General features: G+C 44.5%; 17 protein-coding genes and 1 pseudogene. 1 reads left to right on the top strand and 17 read right to left on the bottom strand.

The genetic code is table 11. From position 1 onward, the window contains the following. Positions 1 to 1,398 carry an MFS transporter gene (locus tag FMF02_RS02685; protein WP_141413543.1) on the bottom strand — a complete coding sequence of 466 codons (1,398 nt, stop codon included), beginning with the start codon at positions 1,396 to 1,398 and terminating at the stop codon, positions 1 to 3. 221 nt (positions 1,399 to 1,619) lie between these two features. On the opposite strand from FMF02_RS02685, the gene FMF02_RS02680 reads away from it, so the two are divergent. Then, positions 1,620 to 2,798 carry a purple acid phosphatase family protein gene (locus FMF02_RS02680; RefSeq protein WP_026075070.1) on the top strand — a complete coding sequence of 393 codons (1,179 nt, stop codon included), beginning with the start codon at positions 1,620 to 1,622 and terminating at the stop codon, positions 2,796 to 2,798. A gap of 263 nt (positions 2,799 to 3,061) precedes the next feature. On the opposite strand, the gene FMF02_RS02675 is transcribed toward FMF02_RS02680, so the two are convergent. From FMF02_RS02675 to FMF02_RS02600, 16 genes and pseudogenes are all read right to left on the bottom strand, one after another. Beyond that, the gene (locus FMF02_RS02675; RefSeq protein WP_141412126.1) at positions 3,062 to 3,649 is read right to left on the bottom strand and encodes a sugar transferase; all 588 of its coding nucleotides are present in this window, start codon (positions 3,647 to 3,649) and stop codon (positions 3,062 to 3,064) included. Between the two features lie 8 nt (positions 3,650 to 3,657). Further along, a complete protein-coding gene (locus tag FMF02_RS02670) occupies positions 3,658 to 4,854 on the bottom strand; it encodes a DegT/DnrJ/EryC1/StrS family aminotransferase (RefSeq protein ID WP_141412125.1) in 1,197 nt (398 codons plus the stop codon). A gap of 5 nt (positions 4,855 to 4,859) precedes the next feature. After that, a complete protein-coding gene (locus tag FMF02_RS02665) occupies positions 4,860 to 5,849 on the bottom strand; it encodes a glycosyltransferase family 2 protein (protein ID WP_162502262.1) in 990 nt (329 codons plus the stop codon). A 1-nt stretch (position 5,850) separates the two neighbouring features. Then, entirely contained in the window at positions 5,851 to 7,092 is a 1,242-nt protein-coding gene (locus FMF02_RS02660) for a protoporphyrinogen/coproporphyrinogen oxidase (protein WP_141412123.1), read from the bottom strand. A gap of 1 nt (position 7,093) precedes the next feature. Further along, positions 7,094 to 8,188, bottom strand: coding sequence for a glycosyltransferase family 4 protein (locus tag FMF02_RS02655; protein ID WP_141412122.1), 1,095 nt, complete (start codon positions 8,186 to 8,188; stop codon positions 7,094 to 7,096). A gap of 2 nt (positions 8,189 to 8,190) precedes the next feature. After that, positions 8,191 to 9,300, bottom strand: coding sequence for a glycosyltransferase family 4 protein (locus FMF02_RS02650; RefSeq protein WP_141412121.1), 1,110 nt, complete (start codon positions 9,298 to 9,300; stop codon positions 8,191 to 8,193). Positions 9,301 to 9,316: 16 nt separating this feature from the next. Beyond that, a pseudogene (locus tag FMF02_RS02645) lies at positions 9,317 to 9,472 on the bottom strand (DapH/DapD/GlmU-related protein); the annotation flags it as partial. 2 nt (positions 9,473 to 9,474) lie between these two features. Next, positions 9,475 to 9,840 (bottom strand): acyltransferase, encoded by a 366-nt coding sequence (locus tag FMF02_RS02640; RefSeq protein WP_141412119.1) that lies wholly within the window; start codon positions 9,838 to 9,840, stop codon positions 9,475 to 9,477. Positions 9,841 to 9,870: 30 nt separating this feature from the next. Then, positions 9,871 to 10,836, bottom strand: coding sequence for an acyltransferase family protein (locus FMF02_RS02635; RefSeq protein ID WP_162502261.1), 966 nt, complete (start codon positions 10,834 to 10,836; stop codon positions 9,871 to 9,873). Between the two features lie 5 nt (positions 10,837 to 10,841). Then, positions 10,842 to 12,179, bottom strand: a complete 1,338-nt coding sequence (locus FMF02_RS02630) for an O-antigen ligase family protein (protein ID WP_141412117.1) — start codon at positions 12,177 to 12,179, stop codon at positions 10,842 to 10,844. Between the two features lie 5 nt (positions 12,180 to 12,184). Beyond that, the gene (locus FMF02_RS02625) at positions 12,185 to 13,330 is read right to left on the bottom strand and encodes a glycosyltransferase family 4 protein (RefSeq protein WP_141412116.1); all 1,146 of its coding nucleotides are present in this window, start codon (positions 13,328 to 13,330) and stop codon (positions 12,185 to 12,187) included. Between the two features lies 1 nt (position 13,331). Next, positions 13,332 to 14,870 (bottom strand): lipopolysaccharide biosynthesis protein, encoded by a 1,539-nt coding sequence (locus tag FMF02_RS02620; RefSeq protein ID WP_394344400.1) that lies wholly within the window; start codon positions 14,868 to 14,870, stop codon positions 13,332 to 13,334. Between the two features lie 15 nt (positions 14,871 to 14,885). After that, positions 14,886 to 15,866 carry a hypothetical protein gene (locus FMF02_RS02615; RefSeq protein WP_141412114.1) on the bottom strand — a complete coding sequence of 327 codons (981 nt, stop codon included), beginning with the start codon at positions 15,864 to 15,866 and terminating at the stop codon, positions 14,886 to 14,888. 12 nt (positions 15,867 to 15,878) lie between these two features. Next, the gene (locus FMF02_RS02610; protein ID WP_141412113.1) at positions 15,879 to 17,144 is read right to left on the bottom strand and encodes a nucleotide sugar dehydrogenase; all 1,266 of its coding nucleotides are present in this window, start codon (positions 17,142 to 17,144) and stop codon (positions 15,879 to 15,881) included. Positions 17,145 to 17,156: 12 nt separating this feature from the next. Beyond that, complete coding sequence (locus FMF02_RS02605; protein ID WP_141412112.1) at positions 17,157 to 18,134, bottom strand: SDR family oxidoreductase; 978 nt, start codon at positions 18,132 to 18,134, stop codon at positions 17,157 to 17,159. 680 nt (positions 18,135 to 18,814) lie between these two features. Beyond that, positions 18,815 to 19,372 carry a UpxY family transcription antiterminator gene (locus tag FMF02_RS02600; protein WP_141412111.1) on the bottom strand — a complete coding sequence of 186 codons (558 nt, stop codon included), beginning with the start codon at positions 19,370 to 19,372 and terminating at the stop codon, positions 18,815 to 18,817. Between the last annotated feature and the right edge of the window lie 547 nt (positions 19,373 to 19,919).

The raw sequence follows: 19,919 nt of genomic DNA, 5'->3' as shown, positions 1-19,919 counted from the left end.
TTATGCTTGCAGATTGATTTTTTTCTCCCGTTCGGCGTTGAATTTCGCCGCCGCTTCGTAGCCGTCGCCCTTGGCGTTCCAGATCGTGGCGATCGTCAGCATACCGACGACGGCGAAGGCGAGGATCACGATGTAGGTGCTGCCCCAGCCGTAGTGGTCGGCCACGTAGCCGAATCCCACGCCCGAGATCAGCGTGCTGGCGTAACCGAAGATACCCAGGATGCCGTTGGCGCTGGCCGCCGCCTCCTTGGTGGCCTGGTTGGCCGCCGCGATGCCCAGCAATGCCTGCGGGCCGTAGATGAAGAAGGCGATCAGCGTGAAGGGAATGGCCAGTACCCATGCCGAGGCTGTGTCGGGGACGAGCCAGAAGATCGCCGTGGAGATGATGGCGCCGAGCATACAGAACACGCAGGTGCGGTGGGCGCGGCTGCCGAAGATATGGTCCGTGGCCCAGCCTGCGACGACCATGCCCAGATTGCCGCCTACGAACTCGAAGACGGCTACCATGATGCCCGCCACGGCGACCGATACGCCCTTCGAACCGGGCAGGAGCATCATGCCCCAGTCGAGCATCGAGAAGCGGACGATGTAGACGAAGAAGTTGGTGACGGCCAGCACCCAGATGATCGGGTTGCCGAATACCATGCGGCGCAGGAACGCCTTGTGGTAGGCGGAGTCCGACGTGGTCTCCTTCTTCTCCCCGACGGCCGGCGGTGCGGCCTGCGTTTCCAGCTCGGGCAGTCCGACCGACGACGGCTTGTCGCGCAGCGTGAGATAGAGCGCACCTGCGCCGATGAGCGAAATGGCCGCCGGAACGAGGAAGCAGAGACGCCATGCGCTGTTGTCGAAGTGGTGGACGAGAAGCGCCCCCAGCACGAAAATCAGACCGGCGCCGATCGAGTGCGACATGTTCCAGATCGACATCTTGGTCGCCAGTTCGTTGGCCGGGACCCAGTGGGTCATCAGCGGCGAGACGGGCGGCACGCCCATGCCCTGGAAATAGCCGTTCAGCAGCAGGATCGAACCCATGATGATCGTCAGCGCCGTGATGTATTCGCTGCCGCCGGCCGTGCCCGTGATGAGCAGGGCCATTTTGTCGCTGAACCCGAACCCGATGTTGACGAGCGCGCAGAGCGCCAGGCCCAGCGCCATGAATTTGCGGGCGCTCACCCGATCGGCGATGAATCCGTTGATGAACCGCGAAACGCCGTAGATGACGCCGTTGAGGGTCAGGAAGATTCCGAGCTGCGTCTTGGTGATGCCGAAGGTAGCCTCGATGCTCGGCATGGCGGTGTTGAAGTTCTTGCGCACGAAATAGTAGAGTGCGTAACCGATCATCGAGACGATGATGGTGCGGGTTTGCCAGTACTTGAATTTTTTCGTTTGTTCGGGTGTCATCATTCGGTTTGAGTTTGAGTTCCACTGCCGCAGCGGTGTGTCGCGCGCCAGTGAAAGCGGTTCGTATTGTTTCGACTGCTTATGCAAATGTAAGTAAAAAATCGTAAAGAACAACAGAAAGGCAGACGTTACTTATGGAATTATGATTTTTTCTCTTTACATTTGCGGTATATTCAACCGTATATTTCGGGCGAACCAGAACCCTAAACGTATTCTCGAAAATGAAAAGACTTCTCTACTTTTTTTTGGCAGCCCTCCTGTTCGCGCTGCCGATGACGGCCGCCGCGCAGCCTTCGGTGCATGTCGTCTCCGGCCCCTACCTCCAAGCGGTGGGCGAGCGGGAGTTCACGGTGGTTTGGACCACCAACATCGACGCCGTCTCGTGGGTCGAGATCGCACCCGACGACGGTACGCATTTCTACAACACCGAACGTCCGAAATACTATCAGGTGCTCAACGGCCGCCGTCCGATCGGCAAGCTCCATGTGGTGACGGTGAGCGGACTCGAACCCGCCACCACCTACCGTTACAGGGTGATGCAGAACGGCGTGCTGGTGAACGAAGGCCGCAAGCGCGTCATCTTCGGCGAGGGCTTCGGCAGCGACATCCTGCGGCACAAGCCCTTCGAGGTGACGACGCTCGACCGCTCGAAGAGCGAGGTCGCCTTCTCGGTGGTGAACGACATGCACGAGCACGACTCGATCCTGCGCGTTCTCTACAAGGACGTGAAGCCCGGCAAGTACGACTTCGTCTGCTTCAACGGCGACATGACCACGTCGATCGACGCCGAGAGCGAGCTGATGGATCACTACCTCACCTCGTCGTCGGAGCTCTTCGCCTCCGATACGCCGCTCTACGTGGCGCGCGGCAACCACGAGAACCGCGGTACGTTCGCCATGGAGTGGATGAACTACTTTCCTTCGTCGACGGGGCGTCCTTACTTTTCGTTCCGTCAGGGGCCCGTCTACTTCATCGTGCTCGACAGCGGCGAAGACAAGCCCGACAGCGACATCCGCAACATGGATCTGATGCGTTCCGACGATTTCCGTGCCGAGGAGGCCGAGTGGCTGGCGCGCGTGGTCGAGGAGCCTGATTTCAAGAGCGCCCCCGTGCGCATCGTCTTCTGCCACATGCCTCCTGCTCCCGGCGGCTGGCACGGCGGCTCGGAGGTGGCGCGGCTGTTCGTCCCGATTCTCAACCGTGCGGGCATCGACCTGATGCTGTCGGCCCATATCCACCGTTACAAATTCTGGGACAAGGGCGAGAACGGCTGCGATTTCCCCGTGCTGTGCAATCCCAATCTGACCCGTATGGACGTAAAGGCGGACGCCCGCAACATCGACGTGAAGATTTACGATGCTTCGGGCGCGTTGAAACACCAGAACAAATTTACGAAATAGCCGTTCTCCGACATTTCGGCTGCGCCGTTCCCCGATCGGGGAACGGCGTTTTTTATCATCGGCGACGGCCCCGGTTCGTAGTCTGAAAGTTGATACTTTAAATTGAATGAACAAAACAAGTTGCAAAATACAGTTTGCAACTTTACATAATAGTCATAATTTATACGACTGTATATATCTAAATATAATTTTGGTAAAAAATGGCGACCATAGGTCGCCATCGGATATAAGAGAAAAACTCCCTGAATCTACATATAGTTGGGTTATTTTAATATGGCAAAAAACGTATGGAGAATAATTTGTAAATCGTTTTTGAAAGAGATATTGGCAATATATTTTAGATTGATTTTCAATTTATCAGGCATAATTACCTCTCGGTAATATTTTTCCGGATCAGGGACTTGTGCTAATAGCTCATTTTCATTCCGATAACGAATTGAAGCAGGGTCCGTTATTCCAGGTCGTACCTGCAAAACTTTTAATTGTTCCGAAGTGTACAAATTAACGTATTTCCGGACTTCCGGTCTCGGCCCTACCAAACTCATATCACCACGGAACACATTAATCAATTGAGGTAATTCGTCCAATTTGTATTTTCGGATATAATATCCCGAACGTGTTACCCGAGGATCGTGTCCTCCGATGGTGATCAATCCCGTTTTATCTGCCTCCACTTGCATCGAACGAAATTTGAATAACCAGAAATCCTGATTACCTCGCCCGACTCTCAGTTGGCGGTAGAAGATGGGCCCCGGAGAGTCGCATTTAACCCATATTGCCAATACAAGAAGCAATGGACTTAAAATCAGCAGTCCCAGACTGCTTACAATAAGATCAAAGACACGTTTCAACGAAGCTATTATTTTGAAATGAGATTGATGAAATTAGCTAAGACATATTCTATTTCTTCATCAGAGAGACGTGTGTGTAATGGTAGTGTAATTTCGTTACGATATTGATTATAAGCGTTTGGATAATTCGCAATATCGAATCCGAGATTCTTATATGCCGTCATCATCGGCAAAGGTTTATAATGGACATTACAAGCAATGCCTCGTTCTGCCATTTTTATTATGATCTCGTTACGCTCGTCGATTTCTCGTCCTATCAGGCGTACCAGATAGAGATGACCACTCGAAGTGTGATTTTCTCCGTAATGGAGGAGTAATTGCAGGTTTTGATCTCGCAGCACTTCATCATAACGGTTGATAATCTGTTGGCGGCGGCGCAATATTTCGGGGTAACGTTTCAACTGTACCAATCCGATACCGGCCATGATATCTGTCATGTTGCATTTGAAATTAGGAGCGACAATATCGTACTCCCATGCACCGAGTTGTGTTTTGGCCAATGCATCCTTATTTTGGCCGTGAAGGGACAAAAGTTGAAATTGTTGGTAAAGCCATTCGTTGTCGATTCCAGGAATCGAGCGCCAAGTCAGTGCTCCACCTTCTGCTGTGGTGAGATTTTTTACCGCATGGAACGAAAAAGAGGTAAAATCAGCAATCTCTCCACACATTTTACCGTTCCGTTTTGCTCCAAATGCATGAGCCGCATCTGCAAGAATAATTACTCGACCAATAGAGTTTTGCAACTTGTTGGATGGCTGGAACAGTTGTTTTTTATCGTTTGCAATAGAGAAAATACGATCGTAATCACAAATGATTCCTGCCAGATCCACCGGAATGATGACTTTTGTCCGGGACGTGATAGCCTGCGCCAGTTGCTCATAATCCATTTCGAAAGAATTCGGCGCTGTATCGACCATGACTAATTTTGCTCCCACATGGCAGGCTACGCTGGCCGAAGCCGTATAGGTATATGCCGATGTAATGACTTCATCTCCGGGCCCTACACCCAGTACCCGCAGAATCATTTCCATACAGGCTGTGGCAGAGTTCAGGCATACGACTTTGGGCGTATGGCAATATGAAGCAATTTGGCGTTCAAATTCTTTTGTGCGAGGTCCTGTGGTGATCCATCCCGAACGAAGGACTTGGGCGACTTCGATCTCTTCTGCTTCCGTCATATCTGGCGGGGAAAATGGTATTTGCATAAATTTTATATTTTTTTAGTTAAAAATCCATATACGGTACCTGTCCCATAAGCAATGTGGACAGAAAAAAATAATATCGGCAGTATGAATCCCATGTCGAATCCAAATCTGAGGCATGCCAACCCTGTTGCTCCCAGAGCTGCGATCCAATACACTACTAGTATCCATATCAATACGTTCCATAAAATAGGAACCCACCAACCGAACAACAGACAGGAGAGCATTCCCACAACAAAACAGGCTGGAACGACGTGCCGAAGTCCTACGGCCCGTGGAAAAGTTCGCAATAATACTCCTATCGAACGTCCGTTGCGGTACATTTGATGGACGGAAGAGGTAAGGGTCGGTCGGGAATAATAGGTCGAAATGATTTGGGGATCGAAATAGATTTTGTACCCGGCATTTCGGATGCGTGCATTATATTCGTTATCTTCTCCGCGAGATAGTTTTTCATTCATCGGTCCGATTTCATCGAGTACCTTCCGGGGAAAGGCACCGAAAGGTACTGTATCGGTAAAACAGGCTTTGGTTCCGATGCGAAATGCCGCTCCTCCAATACCGAACGAGGTTTGGTTCAGAACGGCATTTGCTTTTCCCATTAGGGTGGGAGCTCCGGCTTCGACTTTACACACTCCTCCTACATTCCCCAGTTCGGGATTGGTGGATAGTTTGGCGACACATTTTGAGATATAATCACTAGCATAACGGGCATGAGCATCCATTCTAACCACTATCGAAGCAGAAGAGCGACTGACTCCGATGTTGAAAGCAGCAGACTGAATTTTCCGAGGATTATCGATCCATCGTATATTTGACCATTTATCGGCATAACCGTTTACTATTTCATGAGTTTTGTCATCGCTGCCTCCGTCCACGACCATAATGTCAAGCCGATTGAATGGATAGTTCTGTCCGAGAATAGAATCCAGACAAGGCCCGATAAAAAGCGCTTCGTTTAGTGTGGGAATGACTATTGCAACAAGGGGATAATTCATTTTATTCATGCGATATACGACGAGCCAGCGAGAGTGCCTCTGCCACATTATCTTCAATGGAACAATAATACCACCCTCCGTACCGACCGATTGAATATACATCGTAGGAAGAGAGCGTTTTCATCTTTTCGGCTCTATCTTTTTCCATGGCCGAAGTAACATGGACATAAGCAGGGTCCATGATAACGGAATGTGACGAAACAAGTTTTTGTCCAGATATGATGCCTGCGGTCTCCAAATCTTTCAAGACTCGCGTCAGACAGGCATCTATGTCAATTTGTGCATCTTGTCGGAATCCGATTTCCACATAGGCAGAAAGGCGGTCGCTGTTGAAAATATTATCGTAAAAACCTACTCTGTAAAATATATATTTCTTCTCAGGAAAATAAAGCCAATGGTTCCTTTTTTCGTTGCCTTTACGATCAAATCCGAGATTAAAGACCAATACTTTATTGCTTGAATATAGGTGTGTATCATGCTCGATTCCGGATAAACTGAGCAATTTCGGAAGTGGGATCGTAGAAATCAACTGGTCGTACTTTATGCTTCGGCGGGTTGTACGTGCGATCTTTCGAGCTATATCTAATTCAACAAGAGCTTCGCCGGTGGCAACTTTCTTTGGATCTATTCTTTGGAAAACTGAATTAACGTATTCAAAAGCACCTCCTTTCGGATATTCGAAAGTTGCGTTATACGAGTTCTCCTTGGCATGTTTGAAATTTGCAATAATTTCTTGTTTGTCTGCATAAGGGAAGAAGCGTCCCATGGCATCCGGATCGAGTTCGTCAAGATCGCAAGCATATAACTTTTCGTTGTAGGGGATGAGGAAAATTTCAGCAATGGATTTGCCGAATTTTGCATACAGCATACTTTTGAATGTCGTTCCTTCACGATATTCGTTGACAAATAAGTCATACAGGCAATCGATAAATTCGGCTTTATCAAGTTGATGAATGTTTTTCTGGAACGGGTAGTCGATATGCTTATTTTTATATCGAATCTGAGTCATTTTTTTCAGTGTGATAATATCCCGATCCTTATGCATTTTATCCATCACGAATCGTTCGATATCCTTGTTTCGGAAATGAAAAAAATGTCCGGAGTAATCCCATATAAAACCATCTTGTAGAATTGTCCGGCAATAACCTCCTATTTCCGGCTCTTTCTCGATGACTAAATAATCGTTTGAAGTAGCTGCTGCGTAGGATAATCCGGTTATCCCTGCACCGACAATCAAGTCCATATTAATGTTGTTTTATGCTTTTTTCGAATTTTTGTTCTGTATACACCGCCCAATTGTCCGCATTGAAACGATCTGCACAGAACTTTCGTGCAGCTTTTCCCATAGCTTCGCGTTTAAGTCGATCAGCAATTACATTCGACATCGCCTCTGCAAGCTGATCGGGTATTTTGGGCATTACGAGATATCCAGTAATGTTTTCCGCTACGATTTCTCTATTCCCGCCTACGTCGGTTGCAATTACAGGAAGAGACATGCTCATAGCTTCCCGAATGGATAATGGCAGAGATTCCACTTCTGAAGAGAGAACAAAGCAATCCAAACTCCGTAATACATTCGGGATGTCCCGTCGTGCCCCTGTGAAAATAATATAATCGTGTCCAGCAGCCTGTGCCTGTAACGTATCTCGAAGCGGACCGTCTCCTATGATGAAAAATCGAGTATCAGGGAACCTGTGATGTGCGATCTTGGCTGCTTCGATATAATCCGAATGCCGTTTTTCAGGACTGAGTCTTGCTACTATTCCGAATACTACGCAACTTGATTCGATACTGTATTCAGTTCTCAGAACAGGAGTTGTTCGTTCTTGGGAAAACCGCTGCATATCGACCGAATTGTTGATCACTTCGATCCGATTTCGTTTTGCCCCTCCGCTTTCGAGCCGGACCCTTTCACAATTGGATTCGGTGATAATTTCATCCGAGAAAATATTGAGTAATCTGGCGTATTTGTAGAAATTCAACGACGAGAACATGTGGATAGTCGTCACGATGGGAATATGCGGGCGATGTAGACTGAAACGCATCAACCATGCAATAATTGCCGTAAAAAAGCCTTGCGGGTTAACCAGTTCGATATTGTTTTCCCGTACGACTCGAAGCAGATAACGAGAAGCTTTCCATAATCCCCAAGGTCGACGAACATAGAATTCTGCCGGAATGAATTGGACGGGTGTACCTGTCAGTTCCCGATCCATAACTCCAGGAGCGGCAATCACGAACACATCGTGTCCGTGTGCGGCTATTTTTTGGGAAAGAGTGAGTACGTCCTGTTTAGCTCCTCCTATATCTTTCCCCATTGTCAGAAATGCTACTTTCATATTTATTTGGAAATCAAACGTCCGTAAAGATTTTCTATATCGCCGATCATTCTGTTATCGTTAAGATATGAATGACTCAGAACGATGGCATTATGAGTCAAATAACAGCGAAATTCCTCATCATTCAATATCTCGTTTAATCTGGATGCCAGTTCGGTCGAATCGTTGTCTTGAAACAGAAGGCCGTTGAGTCTTGGCAAGATTTGCTCAGGGGTTCCTCCCACGTCGCTGGCCACACAAGGAGTTCCGGCTGCGAAAGCTTGGAGAATGGAAAGACTGAATGTTTCAATATGAGAGGGTAACACGAAAACATCGCTGCCGGCAAGTAGATGCTTTATATCTCTACGGAATCCCGCAAAAATGATTTTTTCTTTGCACGGATACGAGTTGATTCGGGCTTGCAGTTCTTCCCGCTGCACACCATCTCCTACCAACAGGCAAGCGACATTCTCTGTTGAGATACATAGGGTTCGGAAAGCATCCACTAAAACCTCCACCCCTTTTTCCGGAGAAAGGCGTCCGACATAAGTAATGATACGGCAATCGGCGGACAGCGAAAACTCTTTGCGGACAGCCTCCCGGGCATCGAGACGTTCCTGTTCCGTTACGGTATAATCGGCGATATGAATTCCGTTATGTATTCGCTCGATTCGATCTCTTTTCACTCCGTTACCTGTGAGCATTTCCCTTACATAATCCGAATTGGCGATAATTCGATCCAGACTATTCAGGTGACGAACAATAAAGCGATATGCGAAATCCGTAATACCGTGATTATGCCATATCCAGGGAATCCTGCAACCGAAAAACTTTTTAGCGATAATACCCATAATTGCAGGGCCGACGGCTTGGGCATGTATTATGTCGAATCGGTTCTTTGTTGCATAATGTGCTAATTGCCGGGCGGCGCATACGATGCGCTTGGGTGATCGGCCTGTTATGTCGATTTCGGTGATTCTAATCCCTGCTTTTTCTGCGTCTTCGCGTTGTACCGGCCCTCCTACCGCCATTTCGACATAGTGGCCTCGTTCTATCAGCCCCAGAGCCAGATTTCGGGTGAATGTTTCCTCTCCTCCGATTTTTCCTCCCGTGCTCAATAATAAAATCCTCATAAACTATTTATTATTTTCTCATTTTGATAACTCTGGCCGGAATTCCTCCGACAATAGCGAAGTCGGGTACGTTTCGGCTTACCACAGCTCCCGCGGCAATCACGGCCCCGGAACCTATTTTTACCCCCGGTAATATAATAACGCGCGTACCGATCCAAACATCATCGCCGATCACTACTGTTCGATCTTCTTTTCCTGTACCCCCCCCTGTTCACGCATCGGAATGTCTGTACGGGATATCTCATGGGTCGAAGTAAGAATAATAACATCAGGTCCCATCATGACATCCGATCCGATATGCAATGGTCCCCGTATTTTCGCACGGATACCAATTCCCGATCGGTCGCCGATTGAGATTCCACGACCGGTTCCGAAATTTGCTCCATGTTCGATATTGATTTGTTTTCCACATTGGTCAAATAGAAAGTGTCCGACCCATGATCGTGTTTTTCTGAATAAAGAAAATATCCAATAGGCATTGTCTGTTGCGGGAAGAAACCGCAAAAATCCGTAGTATAACAGTAGGATAACAAGTCTCATAAGATAGATATTTAATTGGAATACGGCAATCTATTCCCGAACTACTAATTTTTTTAGGAAATAGTCATAAACGGTTTGGATAATGTACCCAATTAACAAAATGATTGGAATACATACAAACAGTAAAAACAAGACTCTTCCGGTTCCATCTTCCGGCCAATAAACATATTGTCTGATAACGCTAAATATTTGCCGATGGAATAGATATGCAGCCATACTGGAATAGGCGATACGAGAAGCCCAGAAAGAGATATGGGAAGAGTTTGTTAGATAGTAAGACAACGATATGAATGACATCGTACCTGACAGTGCTATTAGCATCCGAAAAACAGAGTTTGCAGGTTCATTGCCAAACAAATCTAACCACAAGTATCCGGTACTAATCAAAGAGAATGCGATAGCCCCTAATATACCAAATTTATAATTTGAGAATTGGTTTGGTAAATATCTTGCGGCTATAATTCCGACAATGAAGCATGGAAAATAATAATAAAAACGTCGATCAACATCCAGACCCCCCCCCTGAGCGGCCATAACCACGAGTATAATACAGCCTGCGATCATAAACACAGAGGATATTCGTTGTCCTGACATGATGGGGAAAAGATAGTAGAATAATATGATCATGGAAACAAACCAAAGCGTAGGAGGCTGAGGCGGAATAATTACGGAAAATCCTGTCATAGATAATAATACGGTTTTGACCGAAAGATATCCCATGAACAAATATATTAGTAGCGACAGGAAAAATAATGGCAGAATACGAATGGCTCGATTGATAAAAAAAGATTTAACTGCATCTATCCCATGAAAAATAGTGTATTTTCGTCCCAGCAAATAACCTGAGATAAACATAAATGTTCCCAACGCCCCATTTTTAAAAAAGTCACCCCAAGGCTGGAAATTGATCTCTTCGGTATAATTTCCGCAGTGGAATATCAAGATATAAAGCATACTGAGTGACCGGACAATGTCTATGGAGTTGAGATGTTTCATGACCATTATTTCTTGATATAATCCTCTTTTATCCGTAAAAAAGCCAGTCCGTATATCAGCAAAGGTAAAGTTGTCCGGGTCGCGGCTGAAACCATGCTTAGCAGAGAATAGACGATAAATGCCACGAAAAAAAGCCGGGTCACTCCCCGTGTTTTTTTTAAAAACGATAAAGGGACTCCCAATAAGATCAAATTCATTACAATACCTAATATTCCATGTTCACAAAGCAGGCGCGAATATTCTGTATGAGAGGAGTGTATCTGACCGAAACGATGTTGTCGTTCGGAAGATGTATTACCAGCTCCAATACCGAGAATAGGATTTTCTGCAAACATAGATAGTTCTTCTGTAAAAAGATCAATACGTCCAGATGTTACATCGTCAAGTTTATCTCCGACGCTGTTTCTACCTGAAAAACGAAACGAAGCTACTCCATGCGTGACATCGTCAACCTTGTTCCAAACGACGATACCAGCCATAACGATAATACTTAGGTAAATCAATATCTTTTTCAGCTTGATCGAGTTATTCATGATCAAGCAAAACAGAATTGCTCCCAAGGAGACAACCAAAGCAACGACTCCAGTTCGGGAAAAAGAGAGTAACAATCTGAAGGCCAGAAAGCATATTGCAATGTAATTTCCGAGTAGGTTTATAACTAACGATTGTTTAATCAAAGAAAGAGTGATGAGAATTAGAATTCCTACACCTAAAACCACGGATAAATGGACAGGACCAAACCCTCCGGTTGTTTCAAACATGGAAGTGGCTGTAAACTCCACTGCAGAGAAGTCGGGAGTTTCAAGCGTTACCACTATAGATAGGGAAATCAACGGGAGTATAATAGCGCCTAAAATCTTTTTGTAATTATTCCATTCTACACATCTTCCCGTAAAATAGTATGCGGATATGGCTAATACAACAATTCCTGAAAGTGAATATCGGATATTTTCAAACCACTTTATCGAATTGATACTAAGAATTGTAGATGGAATCAACAAAATTAGGAATAGTATCCAAAGACGATTTTTAGGGTATGGTACGTCTGATATCAGTATACCGATCACGCAGAATAAAACAACAATATATTTTATGAATTCGCTACCTATCTGCGCATCACATACTTTTAGAAGTACCTCTTGCGAAGCCAGGTAGGCGATAACTCTCGCAACTTCTTCATTTCGATTCCGATTTTTCAAAATGAGCCCGATTCCGACGACTAATGCTACGATACCCCATAATTGTGCCACCGTATGACTGTATACGACAGTAATCCCCAGCAGGATATGTAATACTAACCATTTAAATGGAATCGAATAGTTCCGACTATCTAAATAATTCATTGATTCTATGCTTTTGTAGGTGGCAGTATGCGGATAAAATCTTCTATGACTATATTCCAATCATGCTGTTCGGCCCAGACTTTCGATCTCTGTTTGAAGCTGCTTTTGTCTGCAAGAATCTTTGTCATTGCATTGCAGATTTCCGTTGCATTGTCTCCATTTACCAAAATGCCGCTTCTTCCGTCATCGATGGCATCATCAATTCCGCAACCTTTTGCTCCGATTACCGGTAAAGAGAAGAATCCAGCTTCCAATGCGACGATACCGAATCCTTCCACATCTCCGTTTTTTTGATTTTCACTCAAAAGCATGAATAAATCCGCGGCTTTGTAATATTCCGTCAGTTTCTCCCAAGTCGGACATACTCCATGGAACACTATATGCTCTTGCACTCCACACTGAATGGCTAACTCCTCGAATTGTTTTTGGTAAATCGGTAATCCAACGATATGGTAACAAGCTTGGGGATAAGACCGGATAATCTCGGGAAGTGCACGTATTACTCTATGTTGTCCTTTTCGAGGGGTTACTCCTCCGACAGTTAACAAAATAGGGCTTCCTTGTAAATTTAAAGGGACAGACTCGGTTAATTTCCGATCCATTCGTTGACAGTCGATTCCATTCGGAATTATGCTTATATTTTTACTTTTCCGTATCCATGCGGGAATAATCGATGCCGTATAATGAGATACTGCGACTAATTGGTTGCAGGCCATCATGGAAAGATGGGTGAATTTCTTTCCCAAAAGACCGGGTAAGTTCACTTCGGAACCGTGTAAGATACCGAGAATATGCAGGTCTCTGTAGAAAAAACGAAGTCTGAGCCATAACCCGATCCAAAGAGAGAATTTTCCTGATACGATAACAATTTCCCCCCCCCTTTGCTTACGGATATAGTGTGCGACATCATATAGCCTATAAAAGTAGGTAAGCCACCCTTTTCTCCGGAAACGGTGGATTTTGAAAGATTGTTTTCTGTCGAAATCGACGATCGTTTGCTTCGAAGAATAATCTCCACAAGTAAAAACGTCCATTTCCCACCCCTTATTAGATAAGGCTTCGGTTAGAGAATAGGCATGGGAGCCGATTCCTCCGGGACCCGGAGGAAATTCGGTAGAAATTATAATTATTTTTTTGTGCAGCCCTTTCATATCAACTTATTATTCTTCGAATTCTGGCAACAAAATCTCGCATACCAACGGTGAAACAAAAAAGTCCTATCGATAGAAGCAAAAAATATATCGAGGAGGTAATTGCAGCACGCAGCAGAAATCCTGAAAAATGTCCGTTCCTCGGGAAATGGATAAAACTGAAAATCCATAGAGTCAGACCCGTAGCGATTGCTGCGGCTAAAATATGTCTTGCATAGATTTGTATATAGGTTATTATAGGCACGTGCAACCCTTTGGAGAAAAGGAAATAAGGTTTCCAACACGAATGTACGATGAACAGACTCGCTAATACTCCGGCTAAAATACCGTTTAATCCCCAGAAATAACCGAATAATATTGATAAGCCGATATTCAGACAGGCTTCTGTTATCGGTGCCCAAATATCATTGAATAAACCATATGCATTCAGATACACGTCGACGGTTGTTTTCCGACATCGGATATAGAGTGTGAGGATCATAAGCAGCAGGGTAGAGTTGGAAAGGACGTATTGTGGCCCGATCCATAACGTTACGAACTCAGGAGTGAGTATATAAAGGCAAAAACAGGCTGTAGTGATAAATAAAAATCGAGAACTGAATAATTCGTTAAATACAGTCATGATTTTGGGAGAATCCCCTTCGGCAACTAAATTTCCTACACTGGCTCCGATACTGTCGAATACAGAACTAACGGCTAATTTAACTCCGGAGATAATAACCAGATAGTTTCCGTAAAGTGCTACCAATGACAAATTGGCATATCCGTAAATAATCAATGGAGTGACTTCGGTGAGAATGAATCCGGAGATTTTATGAAAAAATAGTTGTTTGATCTTTATGATGATATCCGGATATTTCCCCTTTATTTTGCGTCCGAGCGACACGCTGGAATGCAAAAAGGGAGCTCGTTTGCGGATGGTTTGGTTGAGCCGCCAAGAGGCGACGAAAGCAAATACAAATTCAAGAATAAGCCACCATAGATAACCGTTTGGAAAATAATAGACGGCAGCCATTTGGCAGAACGTTTTGACGATCAGTGTGCCCTTGTAGCTGTACGTGATCGCATACTCGCATTGGTCTGCGGACAGTATGATTTGTTTATAGTTGACAAAATATCCCAGTAAGGAACTAACGAGCAGTACGCCGAAAGATGCATAGGCATACCATAACGGAAGTTCCATTTTGTTGAAGATGAATGGAAAAAGGCACATTGCCACGAGAGCCCCTCCAATCATCCACCATGCAATCCGACGATAGAGCCATCCTTGGACAGAGACTATTTCGTTTACTGATTCATAGTCTTTCTCAAAAAGAGGCTTATAAATCGTAAATGTAACTGCCGTTCCAATTCCCAATTCGGCTAAGTTGAGAAACTGGAGAATGTTGACCGCTGTGGTATTGAGTCCGAGAATTTCGGTACCCAGATGATCCAAAAAAATCTTCCGGGAGAAGAAGCTCAATATACTGTTGAAAAACGTATATATCAGAGCTACTTTACTGTTCCGAATACTCTTCGATGTCCGAGAAGAATCCGTCAAGATCGAGGATTTTTACTATTCAGCTATGCCGTTCGTTTCCAAGCAGTAGTACTGGAAAAATCTGTGGAAATACATTTTGAGCTTTTCCGGAAACATTGTATAAAGTTTTCGGAAAAGAGGATCGGGCAGGATCTCCTTTCTGAATATTTCGATATAATATTGGTAGGCTTTGTGGTCGAGTTGAATGGTTATGTCTTTATCCATATCAGCAGGGTCGACCCGGAATAACCCGAAATGGATACCGTGATTGGGTCCGAAGCCTCGATCGTGAGGGTTTTCGAAATCCAACATCGAGATCACACTACTTTGAACACCGAATACCGACATATCAATACCTCCTTCCTCCATCATGTCGTATAGCAGTGGCTCACATGAAATCAAAGGTTTGAGACGCATAATTTTGTTGGCATATATGATCGATCGGTATTTATGCAGGATTTCCGGAGTAATATGCTCGTAATATTCTTTGACCTTGACAAAATGGAGACCGGACATTCGGTTTACCCGATCCGTCTTCAGCATGTCGATCACTCCTCGGATTCCGCCCCATTTAAACATCCGCATTATTTCGAACGGCGTTTTCCGTATAACGTTAATACGGCGAAAATTGCTCACGCAATCAGAACCGATATAATTCATATGCTCGATATGTTGTTCCATGAGTTCTTGGGGCTCACGAATATAGAACATATCAATATCGATTGTATAAAGATAATCGTAATCACGGAAGGATTCATCCCATAACACCCATCGTAGACTTCGGGCCACAAGAGAGTTCATGTTCGGACAATCTGCGAAGGTATGTTCCCGAATCTCGAAACGATCATAGGTCGATCGGATCATATCTAATGCCGGCCGCAGATCGTCACGTAAAGTATCGTGCAAAAAAATCTTAACATCATATTCCGGATAGGCTTTTCCTATTGAATAAATCAGCATGGGCAAATATTCCTGATAAAGATGCCCTTGAACAAATGTTGTGAGACAGATTTTCATTAAAACCTAATTTTATAATCGTCCATCGGTATTTTTCGGAATACACCATTTCACATCAAAGAGGACGGCATTCGATTTTTTCAACTCTTCGATATTCAGACTTTTGAATTGTTCATGAGCCACGGCAAGAACAATAGCATCGAATTTCCGATCAGGTAAATTATTTGTGATTTCGATACCGTATTCCCGTTGTGCGATAGCAGGATCGACCCAAGGATCATAAATGGAAATGTTCGTATCATACTCTTGAAACGTACGCAAGATGTCGATCACCTTTGTGTTACGAACATCGGGGCAGTTTTCTTTGAATGTAAAACCCAAAATTAAAATATCAGCTCCGAGTACCTTGATTCCTTTCTTGATCATAAGTTTCACTACCTGTTGGGCCACATATTCACCCATGCCATCATTCATTCGACGACCTGCCAGAATAATTTCAGGATTGTAGCCGTAACGCTGGGCGCATTGCGCTAAATAGTAAGGATCGACGCCTATGCAGTGACCACCTACCAAGCCGGGTTTAAACGGTAGGAAATTCCATTTGGTGGAAGCTGCCTCCAATACCGCTTGCGTATCGATACCCATACGGGTAAAAATCTTCGAAAGTTCGTTTACAAAAGCTATATTGATATCCCGCTGAGAGTTTTCGATCACTTTGGCTGCTTCCGCAACTTTGATTGAGGGAGCAAGGTGAGTCCCAGCCGAAATAACCGATGCATATACTTCGTTGATCCTCTGCCCAATTTCTGGCGTGGATCCGGAGGTCACTTTTTTTATCTTTTCGACCGTATGCTGTTTATCGCCGGGATTTATTCGTTCGGGAGAGTATCCGGCAAAAAAATCTTCATTGAACTTCAAGCCGGAAACTTTTTCGATCACCGGAATACATTCGTTCTCTGTAACTCCCGGATAAACAGTTGATTCGTAAACTACAATATCCCCTCTCGAAATGACTTTGCCGATCGTTTCGCTGGCATTATACAGGGGGCGCAAATCGGGATTATTATTTTCATCGACGGGAGTCGGGACTGCCACTACATAAAAATTACAATCGCGGATTGCATCGATATCTGATGTACAAACAAAACCGTTTGCAAGAGCTGTTTGTAATAACTCGTCCGGTACCTCCAGCGTCGTATCATGGCCAGACATCAATGCGTTTACACGATTTGAACTCATGTCAAATCCGACAGTATTATATTTTGTCGAGAAAAGTCGAGCCAGAGGAAGTCCTACATAACCTAGGCCTATTACGCAGATTTTAATTTCTCTATCCATGCAATTATATGTTTAAAGATTTTTCCTATACCATTCACAAGCCGCTTTCAAACCCTGCTTCATCGAGAATTGAGGAGCATATCCCAATAGATGGCGGGCCTTGTCGATCGAAGCCAGCGAATGAGGGATGTCTCCTACTCGGTTTGGACCGTGGGTTGGTTCAATTTTTTTGATTTCGGGATCATACTCCCCAAGGTATTCACGCAGATAATTTACTAGCTGGTTAAGCGTCGTGCGTTCCCCGCAGGCCGTGTTGTATATCTGGTTCATTGCTTCAGGAGTCGTGGTCTCCATAGCCAGTAGATTCATCTGGATTACATTATCGATATAAGTGAAGTCTCGACTATATTCTCCGTCTCCGTTGATATTGGGAGCTTCGTGATTCAGCAGTTTTTTTACGAAGAGAGGTATGACTGCCGCATAAGCTCCATTCGGGTCTTGGCGCCGGCCAAATACATTGAAATAGCGCAGACCTATATATTCGAACTTTTCGTAGGTGCGGGCAAAAACATCGGCGTAGAGTTCGTCCACGTATTTGGTGATAGCATATGGGGAGAGCGGCTTTCCGATGACATCCTCTACCTTAGGCAACGATTTCGAATCGCCATAGGTCGATGAACTGGCTGCGAAAATAAACCGTTTTACTTTGGCATCACGAGAGGCGACGATCATGTTGAGAAATCCGCCGATGTTGACCTCATTAGTTGTTACGGGGTCTTTGACAGACCGTGGTACCGAACCCAGTGCTGCTTCATGTAGTACGTAGTCTACGCCTTCGACAGCTCTCAGGCAGTCATCGAAATTCCGGATATCACCCACAATCAGTCGGAACGAATCCGGATAGCGGGAGATCAGTGGAATTAAGTTCTCCATATGTCCCGTAGAAAAATTATCAAGGCAAACTACCCAGTCACCTCTTTCCAGTAATGCTTCACATAGGTTGCTACCGATAAATCCGGCACCTCCCGTTACCAATACTTTTCTCATCATCGCTTATTAATGTATATTTTTACCGAATACCTCCAGAATTCTTCGATCTGAATTCTGAGGTATATTCATTTGATGGATTATCTTCGAATATCAGCCCTGCAGAGGCTTCTACACTATTCATAAAGTGACAGATTGCTATATGTCTTACCCCCCCCCGAAATAATACACGTGATGTATATACAATGGGTGACAAACGACGACAAAAGGTTCTGGATATGGGGAGGAGTAAAAGTTTTGGTCAAGTGAACGTTCCGGATTTAAAATGTCTGAGAAAGTTCAAATCCGGAAGGAATCATATAACAGATTATCCTTTGTGTAAAACGCAAAATCATGTTTTTTGTCTGTCGCTCTTTAAATTATCGAGAAATCCCATATCTCGTCTATGTGTCGTATATTATTCCGTCAGAGTGATAGAGATGGATAAATGATTGTCGTTCATGTATTCGTTGAATGCGGCAATTTCCAAGTTTGTCGTTGAATAGTTGGTGTTTATGGAAATTTCTTTATCGTACGTTCATGCAAAGACGGTATTCTACATCGGAAAGTTCCGAAATCAACGGCTCGTTGCAATCAATTTTAGTCGTAAGGAGAGTATTGTTGCTATTACGTGTCTGCTTGCTGACTCGTTGTCGGCGATCTACGGAAAAAAGTTAGCGCTTTTTCTGGCGGATAACGAAGTATTATGAAATGACTTCGACCAAGTCGGGATCAACTTCTGCCGTAACGGCTATGATACCTTCTAACATTATGACTATTCGGCGATTTCTTTTACCTCGTACTTGCATGAATATACCTTTAACCCCATCGAATTTTCCTCCGTGTATGCGGACACGAGTTCCTTTCTGTAAATTTATTTCACTTGGCCGATAGTAACTTATATTCTCATCGTATTGTGAGGCAACCTTTATGAAACTATCCATTTGCTCATCCGGTACAACGATATATTCTGATCCCGTACTTTTTTTCCACATCACAAATTGCAGGAAGTTATATCGTTTTTTGAAATTCAGAATTTGAGAGCGACTGGCGTGAACGAATACAAGATTCGGGATAGCCGGGACGAGCCTTTTAGACTTCACTCTGTGATAAACTCTTATCGCATAACATTTGGGAATAAAGTATGCTAAACCATCTTTACCGGCGAGTTTCTCCTCCGCTTTCCCCTCGCTTTTGTATGCCCTCATAACGAACCAGCATACAGTCGTAGTATTTGTTGTATCGGTTGAAGCAATATTCATACATAAACACACATTCTTAGATCACCCCAACGTGTGTATTAGGGTATATTACAGATGTTTACGTTCGGTTCAAGCCGGAAAATTGGCATCTCTTCTTGAACTTCGCATGCACTTCATTGGGGCTTTATAATAGATGTTATAATCGTATTGGCAACTTTTATAACACTTATTTCCCCCCCCCTATCAACTATTCCCTTATGGAGAATAGGAATTTGTTGTGCACAAAGGTAAAAAATATAATTATAAAATGCTAATAAAATACTTCTATTGCCGATATTTGAATATTGATTATTCAGTAGAACGTCTTCTTTGCATCCGGTTGTTCCTTAACCCTATTTGATAATATGAAATTTTTGTATTATCCGGTTATTTATCGCCATGAGAAGTATGGCTGGACAACGAAATTGAATACGATTCGGACGACATCTCTCATATTTCTCCGATACCGGATAATTGAAAAGCAAAGATCTTCCGCGGTACGTTTTTCGGAGATGCGATCGTTATTTGAGGTAATGTACTCTCAATGGTGAGTAAAAAAAATTAAAAA

This window comes from Alistipes communis, from assembly GCF_006542665.1.
Lineage (GTDB): Bacteria > Bacteroidota > Bacteroidia > Bacteroidales > Rikenellaceae > Alistipes > Alistipes communis.
The sequence above is the reverse complement of the archived record's forward strand: the minus strand, read 5'-3'. Positions and strand labels throughout refer to the sequence as shown.